Origin of the sequence: Pseudoalteromonas sp. C12FD-1 (genome assembly GCF_037414265.1) — a bacterium.
Classification (GTDB): Bacteria; Pseudomonadota; Gammaproteobacteria; order Enterobacterales; family Alteromonadaceae; genus Pseudoalteromonas.
This window is the reverse complement of record NZ_JBBEVD010000047.1, coordinates 34,786-47,087: the sequence shown is the minus strand read 5'-3', so window position 1 is coordinate 47,087 and position 12,302 is coordinate 34,786. Positions and strand designations below refer to the sequence as shown.

At 42.8% G+C, this 12,302-nt stretch carries 11 protein-coding genes; 6 read left to right on the top strand and 5 right to left on the bottom strand.

Annotated features, from left to right (window positions below):
• Positions 1-83 precede the first annotated feature (83 nt).
• The 6 genes from WDB87_RS05260 to WDB87_RS05235 all read left to right on the top strand — a co-directional run bounded on the left by WDB87_RS05260 (position 84) and on the right by WDB87_RS05235 (position 7,992).
• Positions 84-716: a PepSY-associated TM helix domain-containing protein gene (locus WDB87_RS05260; protein WP_337849288.1), complete on the top strand. Its 633-nt coding sequence runs from the start codon at positions 84-86 to the stop codon at positions 714-716.
• A complete protein-coding gene (locus WDB87_RS05255; protein WP_004586015.1) occupies positions 716-1,225 on the top strand; it encodes a DUF2271 domain-containing protein in 510 nt (169 codons plus the stop codon). The genes WDB87_RS05260 and WDB87_RS05255 overlap by 1 nt, the downstream gene beginning before the upstream one ends.
• A 34-nt stretch (positions 1,226-1,259) precedes the next feature.
• Positions 1,260-2,105: a DUF4198 domain-containing protein gene (locus WDB87_RS05250; RefSeq protein WP_286245642.1), complete on the top strand. Its 846-nt coding sequence runs from the start codon at positions 1,260-1,262 to the stop codon at positions 2,103-2,105.
• Positions 2,106-2,380: 275 nt separating this feature from the next.
• The gene (locus tag WDB87_RS05245; protein WP_374761385.1) at positions 2,381-4,909 is read left to right on the top strand and encodes a TonB-dependent receptor plug domain-containing protein; all 2,529 of its coding nucleotides are present in this window, start codon (positions 2,381-2,383) and stop codon (positions 4,907-4,909) included.
• Positions 4,910-5,113: 204 nt separating this feature from the next.
• The gene (locus WDB87_RS05240) at positions 5,114-6,007 is read left to right on the top strand and encodes a hypothetical protein (protein WP_337849287.1); all 894 of its coding nucleotides are present in this window, start codon (positions 5,114-5,116) and stop codon (positions 6,005-6,007) included.
• 95 nt (positions 6,008-6,102) lie between these two features.
• A complete protein-coding gene (locus WDB87_RS05235) occupies positions 6,103-7,992 on the top strand; it encodes a monovalent cation:proton antiporter-2 (CPA2) family protein (protein WP_337849286.1) in 1,890 nt (629 codons plus the stop codon).
• Between the two features lie 97 nt (positions 7,993-8,089).
• Here WDB87_RS05235 and WDB87_RS05230 read toward each other — a convergent pair whose 3' ends face one another.
• The 5 genes from WDB87_RS05230 to WDB87_RS05210 all read right to left on the bottom strand — a co-directional run bounded on the left by WDB87_RS05230 (position 8,090) and on the right by WDB87_RS05210 (position 12,291).
• A complete protein-coding gene (locus WDB87_RS05230; protein WP_286245645.1) occupies positions 8,090-8,461 on the bottom strand; it encodes a hypothetical protein in 372 nt (123 codons plus the stop codon).
• Positions 8,462-8,475: 14 nt separating this feature from the next.
• Entirely contained in the window at positions 8,476-8,997 is a 522-nt protein-coding gene (locus WDB87_RS05225) for a YcxB family protein (protein ID WP_286245646.1), read from the bottom strand.
• Positions 8,998-9,127: 130 nt separating this feature from the next.
• Complete coding sequence (locus tag WDB87_RS05220; RefSeq protein ID WP_337849285.1) at positions 9,128-9,295, bottom strand: hypothetical protein; 168 nt, start codon at positions 9,293-9,295, stop codon at positions 9,128-9,130.
• 332 nt (positions 9,296-9,627) lie between these two features.
• Positions 9,628-10,341 carry a hypothetical protein gene (locus tag WDB87_RS05215; RefSeq protein WP_337849284.1) on the bottom strand — a complete coding sequence of 238 codons (714 nt, stop codon included), beginning with the start codon at positions 10,339-10,341 and terminating at the stop codon, positions 9,628-9,630.
• Positions 10,342-10,503: 162 nt separating this feature from the next.
• Positions 10,504-12,291 (bottom strand): alkaline phosphatase, encoded by a 1,788-nt coding sequence (locus WDB87_RS05210; protein WP_337849283.1) that lies wholly within the window; start codon positions 12,289-12,291, stop codon positions 10,504-10,506.
• Positions 12,292-12,302 lie beyond the last annotated feature (11 nt).

Sequence of the window (12,302 nt, the reverse complement as noted above, 5' to 3'; positions counted from 1 at the left end):
TTAATGTAAAGTTAAGTAAGTAAATTTGTAATAGTTAATGCAAATGATTATCATATTGTAACTTTAACTTAATTACTGTTTTTATGGCGTTTATTAATAAGCGGGCTTTGTACAGCACAAGCCGCGCGCTCCATATTTATATTTCTACAGCTTTGTTTTTTTTGCTTATTTTATTTTGTGTTAGCGGCATTGTTCTCAACCATGTTGACTGGCTTAAAAATGATAAAAATAATGGGCAAATAACTGCGGCTATACCAGCAGAATTAGTTACTAAAGCTAATACCCAACTAGATACATTACCCACCCTCTATCCAGACATAGAAGCCTTTCTTGCTGAGCAATATGCGTTATCTAAAGTTAAAAGTATTGAGTGGGAAAAAGAAGACGCGCTGGTAATGCTGGACTACCCCCTACCCGCCGGCTTTGCTTACGCAGAGCTTGATTTTACAACCGGCGAGCTAAATTTAGATTACCAAACCGGTGGTTTTTTAAGCCTGATTGGCGATTTACACAAGGGCCGTCACAGCGGTGAAGTATGGAGCTGGGTAATTGATATTTCAGCGGTGTTGATGATTATTTTTTCCATCACCGGCATGATAATTTTATTTCAAAACAGAAAAAAACGTAACCTTGGCGTATGGATAACACTACTCGGCGTAGCCACGCCTTTGGTTATTTACCTATGTTGGGTGCCACAAATTAAAGGAGTGTCTTAATGTTAAAAGTAAGTACGGTACTAAGTGCTGCACTATTAATGGTTGCCGCATTATTTCAAACAACGGCGCAGGCACAAACGCCACAGCTAGAGATTGAATTAACCCTACCCGATCTAGACGTACAACCTTACCACCGCCCATACGTAGCTGTTTGGCTAGAAACGCCAAAGCGTAAACACGTAACGACGCTTGCGCTATGGGTTCAAAAAGCAGAATGGTTTAAAGATTTGCGCCAATGGTGGCGTAAAGCGGGTAAAACCGACATTAACTTTGACGGCATAAGCGGTGCAACTAAGCGTGCGGGTACTTACACCATAGATTGGCAAGGTAAAGATTTAGACGGCAATGCCGTAAAACCTGGCAAATACCTTTTAAACATTGAGGTTGTCCGTGAAGAAGGCGGCCGTGATTACAGCCGCGTAGAGCTTGATTTATCGCAAGCAGGAAAAGTGACCATTGAAGGTAAAAAAGAATTTTCAACCAGTTTTGTCACCGTAAGCACTAAGTAGCTGCTACTTAATCATTTGAATTTAAGGAAATACAATGAAAATTAATTTATTAAAAACGGCTCTAATTGGCGCTCTTAGCTTATCGGCGCTGGTATCTACATCGGCAAGTGCACATGGGCGTTGGCTATTACCTTCGCACACGTCATTATCTGGTGACAAAGCGCACTACGTAATGATTGACGCGAGTATTTCTAACGAAATATTTGCACCCGACAAAGCCTTTAAACCAAAAGAAAAAGGCGCAGAGTACGACGACACACTATTAATGGCCCTTGCACCAAACGGTGAAGAAGTACCTGAGACCATTCGTGCTTATTACCTAAAGCGTAAAAGCTCTGCGGCGGTGAGCCTAAAAGAAGAAGGTACTTACCACATTGCCATGACGCAAAAGCCAATGTACATGACCTTCTACAAAAACGAAGAAGGTAAGCGTAAGCGCGTATTTGGTAAAAAGTCAGAAGCTAAATTACCAAGCAATGCCAAAGATGTAACCACAACTAAGGTTATTTCTACAGTAGATACATTTGTAAGCCGCAATGGTACTTCTAAGCCTGCACAACTTGGTTTAGGCCTTGAGCTTAGCGGCCCAACGCATCCAAACGATTTATTTGTTGGCGAGCAAGCGCGTTTTCAATTACTACAAGATGGCAAGCCAGCAGGCGAAGGCATAGAAGTAAGCATTTTAAAAGGCGATACACGCTACCGTAACGAACGTGGCGAAGTAAAAGTAACAACCGACAAAAACGGCATGTTTAGCACAACCTGGAAAGAGCCAGGCCTATACCTAATCGAAACCTCTAACAAAGTTAAAGTAAACGAAGAAGGCGTAGATGCCGGTCGTTATGCTTTATTCACAACGTTAGAAGTAGCGCCTGAATAATTTTTTCACGCAATTTACACAATAAATTAAGGCCAAGTTTTTAACTTGGCCTTTTTTTTCAAAAAACCTACAACTTACCTTGAATTCGCAACCATTCGACACAAGATTGCAACTCGAGCGTTCTAAACGTCTATAGCGGGCGTAAACTGTCACTTTAGTTGTTAACAACTTAGAATAACTTAGACAGTTTTTATCTTTGCACACAGGTAGTGCCTTCTATATTATGCGCTCCTTTGAAAAATCAATAGTTAGCAGCCCTTAAGGGAATCAACATCATGTTAAAGCAATTATCAGCCAAAAAAGTAGCACTTAGCCTGGCCGTTACCTCTGCGCTTGGCGCGTCTTATTCTCCTGCATTTGCTGCAGAACAAGACACTCAAGCACAAGAAAGTATTGAAGTGATTTCGGTTACCGGTACCCGCAGAAGCCTGCGCAGTATTGCCGAAAGTACCGTACCTGTAGATATTATTACCAGCGGTGATATGCAAAGCACGGGTCAGCTAGAAATTAGCCAAATACTGGCCAACCAAGTACCTAGCTTTAACTACCCAAGCGCCACCATGGGTGATGGTACAGACCACGCTAAACCAGCTGTATTACGTGGCTTAGCACCCGATCACACCCTAGTGCTTATTAATGGCAAACGTCGCCACGCTGGCGCGCTATTAAACTTAGCGGGTGTTGTTGGCCGTGGTTCTACCGCTGTTGACTTAAACATGATCCCAACCTCAGCCATTAAACGCGTAGAAGTACTACGTGATGGCGCAGCAGCGCAGTACGGCTCAGACGCCATTGCCGGTGTAATTAACATTGTACTTAAAGATGCCTCAGAAGGCGGCAGTGTAAGCGTAACCTATGGCGAGTACGACACCCAAATGGCAGGTGTACCGCAGCTAGAAAGTACCTACGCAGATGCCGATGGCAACCTTGCCTTTAATACCGGCGCCGACCGCGAAGTAAACGACGGCGCAAGTCGTACAATTAGTGCAAACTCTGGTTTTGAGCTTTTAGATAACGGCTTTGTAAACGTATCAATTGAATACCGCGATAACGACTCTACACAGCGCTCAGGCTTTGACCCGCGCGAGCAATACGACCGCCTAGAAGATGGCAGCCTAGACCCACGCGAATTTACCATCGACCGTTATAACCACCGTTTTGGTAAAGCAGAACTTGAAGACTACGCACTGTTTTACAACATGGGTTACGATTTTGATAACGGCTACAACCTTTACTCGTTTGGTAGCTACTCAAAACGCGAAGGTAACTCAGGTGGTTTTTACCGCCGTGCAAAAGATAGCCGCAACGTGTTAGAAGTGTACCCAGACGGCTTTTTACCGCAAATTGAAACCGACGTACAAGATTACTCATTTGCCCTAGGCCTACAAGGCGAAACTGGCCAGTGGACATGGGATGTAAGTACCAACTACGGCCGAAACGACTTTGGCTTTGGCGTTGTAAATAGTATTAATACATCACTAGGTGCCGACAGCCCAACCGAATTTGACAACGGTGCATTGGTTTATGATCAATTTTTAGTTAACGCCACAGCAAATACCACCCTTGATTTTGGCTTACCTGATGACGTATTTTTCACTGTAGGTGCAGAGTACCGCCACGAAAGCTACAAAATTGAGCAAGGCGAAGAAGCCTCTTACATTACTGCCCTTGATAGCGACGGTAACCCAATTGCAGCCGGTGGCGCACAAGTATTAGCGGGTTTTGGCCCTGAAAGCGTAACCGATGAGAGCCGCCATAACGTAGCCGTGTTTGTTGAGTTTGATACTTACCTAACAGAAGATTGGAACTTAGTTTTAGCGGGTCGATACGAAGATTACACCGACTTTGGCGATACGTTTACATCTAAACTTGCCTCGCGTTACAGCATTAACGAAAACCTATCGCTACGTGGTGCAATTAGCACAGGTTTCCGTGCGCCATCACTTGCGCAAAGCTCGTACCGTCAAATTTCTACCGTACTTGAGAACAACCAACCGTTTGAAGTAGGTTTATTCCCTACCGATTCAGCAGCAGCGCAAGCCCTTGGTGCAGAGCAACTTGATGCAGAAGAATCTGTAAACGTAACAGCGGGCTTTATGTACACACAAGGCAGCTTTAGCCTAACTGTAGATGCCTACCGCATTGATATTGATGACCGTATTGTATTGTCTGAAAACCTTGAGGGCGATGCCGTAGTAGAAATACTGCAAAATGCCGGCGAGCTAAATACAGAAAGCGTACGTTACTTTACTAACGCTATCGACTCGCGCACACAAGGTGTTGATATTGTTGCTACCTATAACTTAGATTTAAGCGATTTAGGTGACTTACGCTTAAACGTAGCGGCTAACTTTAACGATACCGAAGTAACGCACGTAGACGACAACCCAAGCGAGTTAAACTCACTAGGCGATGACTACGTGGTATTTGCACGCCGCGAAGTAGGCCGATTTGAAGAAGGCACGCCAGATAGCAAATGGAACCTATCAGCAGTGTGGAACTTTAACGAATGGCAAACCACTCTTCGTGCAACACGCTACGGTGAAGTGGCTGATATTTCAACCACAGCCGATCGCGATGAGTACATAGACCCTAAATGGATCACCGACCTAGAAGTTGCCTACCGCCCAGACGAATACTGGAAATTTGCAGTAGGTGCAAACAACTTGTTCGATCAGTACCCACAAGCAACGGTAGATAACATTGGTTACTCTGACTTTGGCCAAATATTCCCGTACACGCCATATGCACCGTACGGATTAGACGGGCGTTTCCTATACGGTAACATTACTTACAGCTTTTAATAATTAACCTAAAAGCAAATACTTAAAAAGGATGCCATGTGCATCCTTTTTGCTAATTTTTAGTGTTTTTAACCAATCATTAGTAAACCAGCGTTTAAAACATACCTATCACCTTAATAAAATCAATAACTTATAGTTGGTCTCGTTTTTGCTCTACTATGCTTATACAAAACAAGCATAAATAACAAACACAAAGGACTAAGCATGAGCTCATCAACTGTATCTAACATTACAAAACCACTTTCACTTATTGGTGGCATTTTATTATTAAGCGGCTGTGTATTTCATATATCGCCAAGCGTTGCGTCAGTAAAACAAACTCAGCAGCTTTCACTGCCCAGCAATAATCTAGAATACTTAAATGTGTTGAGCGGTGCAGGCTCACTTGAAATTAAAGGCTCGCCTAATGCCACCAGCATAAGTGTAGATGCCACAATTTACACAGCCGACATTGCAGACGAATACACACTCACCCTTGAGCAAAACGGAAAACAGGCAAACCTTGTTGCCCAAAATAAAAGCCAAAATGGCATTAACTTTTACAGCGGCCAATCTCCACATATAGATGTAGTTGTAACCGTGCCAAGCAATCTAAATTTAGATATTGATGATGGCTCTGGCGACATTGTTATAAGCGCAATGCAAAATAATATTAATGTAGAAGACGGCTCAGGTAGCTTATCTATAAACAGCGCTAAAAACCTCACCATTGAAGATGGCTCTGGCGATATAACCCTTGAAAACATAACGGGTAACTTAGCGCTTACCGATGGCTCAGGCAGCGTAAATATTAATAATGTGAACGGTAATACGGTTATTGATGATGGCTCGGGCGATATGCGCATTAGCAATGTGCGCGGCACCTTAACTGTTGAAGACGGTTCAGGCAGCATTGCCATTAATAACATTAATGGCGCGGTTGATGTTGACGATAACTCTGGCGATTTAGTCATTGAGCATGTGCAAGCAAGCGTAACCATTGAAGATGGCTCGGGCAATATTCGTGTAAATCATGCTAAAGGGCTTACCATTACCGAATCGGGCTCAGGCGATGTAAGCATTGACAACATTAATGGCCCAGTAAAAGTAGCCGATTAATTATGACTAAATGATCCATTTTCAGCCACATGACCCATTGTATTTTTAAAGCCACTAAGCCATGCTAAAAGCCTTGATGTTATTAGGATATACGCGTGTTAGAAATAGCTTTAATTTACTTAGCGGCGGCCATAGTGGCTGTACCTATTGCCAAACGAGTCGGCCTTGGCTCGGTACTTGGTTATTTAATTGCAGGCATACTTATTGGCCCTTACGCCTTAGGTATTGTGGGCGATCAAACTGATGTAATGCACTTTGCCGAGTTTGGCGTAGTAATGATGCTATTTTTGGTGGGCCTTGAGTTACAACCCGCCCGTTTATGGAAGCTACGCCATTCAATATTAGGGCTTGGCGGCTTGCAGGTCGTACTTACCGCCGCGGCTATTTTTGCGTTTTGTTACTGGTTTTTTGCCATGCACTGGCAAACCGCCCTCGCGATTGGTTTAATGCTGGCGCTTTCATCAACCGCTATTGTGCTACAAAGCCTTGAAGAAAAAGGCTGGCTAAAACAAGAAGCCGGGCAAAATGCGTTTTCGGTTTTACTATTTCAAGACATCGCCATTATTCCTATTTTAGCGCTACTGCCGCTACTTGCATTTGCACCGCAAAATAGCTCAAAAGGCATTAGCGACTCCATTATTGCAAGCTGGCCGGTATGGCAACAAGTTGGCGTGTCGGCTGCGGTTATCGCCGCCATTATTGCCGGTGGTAAGTATGTGTCGGCACCGTTATTTAGATACATAGCGCAAACCCACATGCGTGAAATATTTACTATTTTTGCACTGTTTTTAGTGGTGGCCATAGCGCTAGTGATGCAAAGTATTGGTTTATCTCCGGCACTCGGTACATTTTTAGCCGGTGTAGTGCTTGCCGAAAGCGAATTTAGACACGAACTAGAAGCCGATATAGAACCCTTTAAAGGGCTACTGTTAGGGCTATTTTTTATAACCGTAGGCGCATCAATCAACTTTGAATTATTGGCTGATGAGTTTACTACTGTGATTGCACTCGTTGCCCTACTAATTGTTATAAAAGCCTGTATTTTATTTGCCCTTGCCGTTACCTTTAATATTAGTAAAAAGCAGCGTTTACTGTTTGCTTTAGCGCTTGCCCAAGGTGGTGAGTTTGCCTTTGTACTATTAAGCGTAACCACTACATTAAGCATTTTAACGCCAGAGCAAACAAGCCTAGTGACATTAGTGGTTGCTGTTTCTATGCTGGTTGCCCCACTGTTATTAATGGTTTACGAGCAAATACAAAAACGCACCAGTAACAGCGCGCCCGAGTTCGACAAGCCAGAGCAAATTAGTAGCGCAAAACACGTAATTATTGCGGGCTACGGACGCTTTGGGCAAATTATGGGGCGTTTACTGCACGCCCAAGGCTACGACATTACTGTACTTGATCACAGCCCAAGCCAAATAGAACTCCTACGCCGCTTTGGTAATACCGTATTTTATGGTGATGCCGCACGCCAAGAGCTGCTTGAAGCCGCAGGCGCACACACGGCACAAATGTTGGTAGTCGCAATAGACGATGCAGATAAAACCCTCGAGATTATTAAACTTGCGCATAAAAACTACCCACACCTTAAAATTGTTGCCCGCGCAATCGACCGTCGCCATGCGTATCAAATGCTTAACTTAAAAGTAGATGCCTTTAACCGTGAAACAGTCGACTCAGCTATTAACTTAGCGGTAGATGCGTTAGAGCTGTTAGGTAACAATAAACAAGATGCCCAGCGCGCCGGAAAACTATTTAGAGATCACGACCGCGCTGCCGTATTGCAACTTGCCGAGCTGTGGGGCGACGACGCAAGCTACGGCGTAGCCGTGCGCCAACGCATGGAAGATTTAAAACAAGTACTGCAGCAAGATAAACAGGCACAAAGTGATTTAAATACCTGCGAACACGGCGACTGTGAAGACGGCCTAACAGAGCTAGCTGATAGGCCTAAGAAGGCTGATGATTCTCATTTGGAGTAGTGTCTAAAAATTGATATGTGCTATTAGTATGAGTTAATAGCACTTTAAATAAATACCGCACTCAAATAAGTTACCTAAAAACATAGCCGTACTTTAGCTAGTGTTCAAAACGCTTATATATTCCTCGCCAATCTGAGTGTTCAGGATATTTAATCTTATAAGCATTTATTTCAACCTTAGAGGCATGCTGAAAATAGGTAGAGAAATAGTCATTAATGTAGCTTTCTCCTTCACCCATTCTCCAAAAAATTTCGCTTGGGTGGTAATCTGGAAATTTAATCCAAGGGGGTTTTGGTGGGTTGTGCTTTAACTCATTTTCATAGCGCTCTTTTAGCAGCTTCTCCCAAGCAGCTCTATGCTCTAGGTACTTATCTCGTTGTTCATCGGTACTGTTAGCATGATTTTCACTTCCCATTGATGAAATAGGTATAAGCATTAAAATAAGCGCTAAAGCTTTGTAAATATTCATAAAGTAACGCATTACTAGATATGAGCTTTAATTAAATCTTTTAGGTCTTCTTTTTCGGCTTCGCTTGTAAAAGCGCTCGCGGGGATTATTAAAGCCAATAGCTTATCTACAAATATATATAAGTCGCCTTTATTTTCTTCTATTGCTTCAACGGCTTGCCATTTATAAAAGTAACTTCCTAGGTGATTAGTTTCGCAAATGCCATCAGCTTGAAACTCAATTGTTTTATTGCCAATCATTACGCCATTTTCATTGGGGATTGATTGCTTTTTTAACTTCTGATTATTGTATAAAAATACAATAATTAATATTAAAAAAGGCACTGCTACGATTAACCCACTTTGCCAATGAAAGTCAGAAAGGCGAATAGACTCAGCCTGAAAAAAAGTCATTAAAACAAAGGCTAACACAAACCATACAATCATATTTTTTATAAACCCTAAGCCTTTATTATCTTTAGGCGCACACAACTTTTTTATTATAAATTCAGCATAGTCGGTATAATTCTTTTTAGTAACAGTAATAGATTTGAGCATTGTTATGTCCATATAGAACGCTTTTTAGCGCACAATTAAGTCTTGTGTTTAAGTAAATAGCTAACGATAACATTCATAATACGTGTTCTCAACGCAAACTCCTTATAGGTAATTGTTGTAACTTTGGTAATTAATTTTTTACCCATTTTATATTGGTTTCTTTAATACCTAGACCTTGCTTGAGCCTCACAGGAAACTCTAATGAGGGCTTACCAGCCCAGTCTCTTTCAATGTATAAATTGTAACCGTCATCATTTTTCATATTTAACAGCGGACAACTAAATACCATCCCAATCATCTAAAAACCCAGTTCAGCTAAAGTGTTTGGGTATACCCCATTGCGGGTTTTATGTAGTTCAATGAGAGAAATAGCAGATACAAAGTTTTGTGTACCAAATATCTCATCAGCTCCAAGTACTTCAAAATCACACCCAGATAGTAATAAAACAAATAAAATACTAAATATAAATATTATGCGGCTGATGGTGTGTGTTTTATAAAAATAGGAAAGTGTTTGCAGTATTACTTGGGCGGGAATGGCTTAAATTAATCTACTTTTAAATACTTACTTGTAGCTCATAACTATTATCCTTCAAGCTATGAGCTACTACGTTTAAAAAACGCTAAAACCTAGTGATGATGCCCACCTTGAATCGCTTTACCTTGCTGGTTATAAAACCCCGTTGCGCTGTGCTCTATAAAACCTAGGTTTATCATTTTTGCTAAAAACGGGTCGTTTTCGTTATCACCTATGTCGGCGTAGTCGGTGGTTTGAAATCGATCCCACTTGGCAAACTGTGCGGTTATTTCTGCTTTATTGCTGCTTACATCATTTAGGTTAAGCGCAGTGTGAGTGTGGATTTTTTTATTGGTTACGCTAAAGCTTTTAACCAAATTCGATTGGGTAAATAAAGCGAGTTTAAATTGGTTGTCGCCCTCGGTAAGTGCGTAGTTTTTTACTTCATCGCAGCCTGTGCCTTGGGTGTTTAAAAGGGTCATTTTTTCGATTAAATGCGCATCCACCAGCTGATTTTTAGCGCTCCAACTTTGTACACCGCGTACCTCAGATGGCTGATACTCAATACCGCGTTGCTGAGCATTAAAATAACGAATTGGGCGAATTTGTTTGTTAGCTAAGTGCTGCCAAAGCTCAGTAATTACCTCACGCTGATGCGCAACTTGCGAGTTATTGCGCCAAAGCGTTAGTGACTGTGTACTTTGCTCATGGTTGTGAGTATTAGTAATTTTATAGTCGGCTTTTAAATGCGCGCTATCAATATTACATTGCTGGGCTAGGGTGCTGGTACTGGCAAGGGTTGCCATTAAAAATAATGCGAGTTTCATTAAATTATCTCTTATTTAAACGTCACTGTAATAGGCATTACCATACCCATTTACAGTGGCATTTTTATGACATAAAAAAACAACTCGCACAGCGTACGAGTTGTTTTTAAATACTCGATTTTTTATACGTACTTTATATGCTGAGCGTACGTATTAAATGACTTACGGCGTTACTTTTTCATCAGCGGTAGTTACTAAGTCTGCTGCAAAGTCCATTACATGGAATAAAAAGCTTTGCTCATTTGTGCCTGTTACTAAATGAGCGCCTGGGCCCATGGCGTATACGCCAACATCTTCACCTGCGTGAGTTTCTGAGCCAAGTGGTACAAGTGCCTCTTGGTGAAAGCCCGGTGCAGTTGTTTCAACATCGGTTAAATCAACACGCCCTGTAACAGGTGCAAATGCATAACCTGCATCGGCATCGGTTTCATCGCCTAAATCTCTAAAGCCGCCACCGTTGGTGTAGCCAACTGTGGTGTACGGCATATCGTCGGCAGCTAGGCTCGGCTCGGTTTCGCCTACGGCAACAACTTTACCTAATATTGGGTTACCACGTTTAGGGTAGCCTGCAATAGTAAATACGTGGCTGTGATCGGCAGTAACCACTATGAGCGTTTCTTCTGGGTTGGTGTTTTCCATTGCCACTTGCACAGCTTTTGCAAACTCTACGGTGTCGTTTAGGGCATTGTAGGCATTACCCGCATGGTGCGCATGGTCAATACGCCCCGCTTCTACCGATAAGAAAAAGCCATTGTCGTTGTTATCGAGTACGTTGATTGCTTTTTCGGTCATTTCGCTAAGTGAAGGCTCGCCCGCTACATCGTTTGCGCGGTCGGCTTCGTATTGCATGTGCGATTCGTTAAACAAGCCAAATACTTTAGTGGCATCGTCACTGATTGCATCAAAACCGGTTTGGTCCATAACGTATGTACCGCTTGGGTAAGCTGTTTGCCACTCGGTTATTAGGTTGCGGCCATCAGTACGGTCGCCTTCTACTGCGCTTACTGCATCGGCTGAGTTTGCTGCTTCATCTTTTGGTAAAAAGTGACGACGTCCGCCGCCCATTACAACATCAATGCCATCTACATCAATACCCGTATAACGCGACTCTAAGTTAGCTTCAAAGTTTACTAGTTGCGATGCAATATCTTCACAGGCTTCTGTGCCCTCTGGCATATCTGAGTTATCTTCCCAGTTACGGTCAGCCGATTTAGCATACGTTGCTGCAGGTGTTGCATGGGTAATACGTGCGGTTGAAATAAGGCCGGTTGCTTTACCCGCTATTTCAGCAAGCTCTAACGAGGTAACGAGTTCGTTGCCTGCTACCGTTGCGCAGTTACCGCGTTCAATGTCTTCATCTACACCAATTACGCCCACATCAGTTTTAACACCTGATACCATTGCCGTCATTGTGCCTGCTGAATCCGGCGTTTGTGCATCTACGTTGTAGGTTTTAACAAAACCTGAGTAAGGCATTTTTTCAAAGCTTAACTGGTAGTCTTCACCTAACCCGCCTTCAAGCTGGCCTGCTAAAATACGCGCAGCTGTTACGGTAGAAATACCCATGCCATCGCCCACAAATAATATTACGTTTTTTGCTTTGCCCGACTCGGTAACTATATTTTCACTGGCTTGCTGCGCTTGTGCAAGTTGCTCTTGTGCCCCGCTAAACCATGCGTTGCTTGTTAGAGATGCAAGTTGCTCGCTGGTAAGTGATGTAGCAGGTGCATTACATACTAAATTAGAAGAGGTAACTTCGTCGCTATCTAGCACGCCGTTGCCGTTTGTATCTACGCCGGTTTGAGTTTCTACACCGCCATTAACACATTGCTCTGAGCCTACTGCAATGGTGTTATCTACCGCGAGAATATTATTTTCGTCTTTGTCGTCGTCACTGCAACCTGCTAGCGCGACCATTACTGCTAAAGAAAGTACTGTTAATTTGTTCATGTTAGCCGCCA

What these genes read in the sequence shown, in the direction of transcription:
- WDB87_RS05260 (WP_337849288.1), top strand. Translation starts at nt 84, where the DNA reads ATGGCGTTTATTAATAAGCGGGCTTTGTACAGCACAAGCCGCGCGCTC.
- WDB87_RS05255 (WP_004586015.1), top strand. Translation starts at nt 716, where the DNA reads ATGTTAAAAGTAAGTACGGTACTAAGTGCTGCACTATTAATGGTTGCC.
- WDB87_RS05250 (WP_286245642.1), top strand. Translation starts at nt 1,260, where the DNA reads ATGAAAATTAATTTATTAAAAACGGCTCTAATTGGCGCTCTTAGCTTA.
- WDB87_RS05245 (WP_374761385.1), top strand. Translation starts at nt 2,381, where the DNA reads ATGTTAAAGCAATTATCAGCCAAAAAAGTAGCACTTAGCCTGGCCGTT.
- WDB87_RS05240 (WP_337849287.1), top strand. Translation starts at nt 5,114, where the DNA reads ATGAGCTCATCAACTGTATCTAACATTACAAAACCACTTTCACTTATT.
- WDB87_RS05230 (WP_286245645.1), bottom strand. Translation starts at nt 8,461, where the DNA reads ATGAATATTTACAAAGCTTTAGCGCTTATTTTAATGCTTATACCTATT.
- WDB87_RS05225 (WP_286245646.1), bottom strand. Translation starts at nt 8,997, where the DNA reads ATGCTCAAATCTATTACTGTTACTAAAAAGAATTATACCGACTATGCT.
- WDB87_RS05220 (WP_337849285.1), bottom strand. Translation starts at nt 9,295, where the DNA reads ATGATTGGGATGGTATTTAGTTGTCCGCTGTTAAATATGAAAAATGAT.
- WDB87_RS05215 (WP_337849284.1), bottom strand. Translation starts at nt 10,341, where the DNA reads ATGAAACTCGCATTATTTTTAATGGCAACCCTTGCCAGTACCAGCACC.
- WDB87_RS05210 (WP_337849283.1), bottom strand. Translation starts at nt 12,291, where the DNA reads ATGAACAAATTAACAGTACTTTCTTTAGCAGTAATGGTCGCGCTAGCA.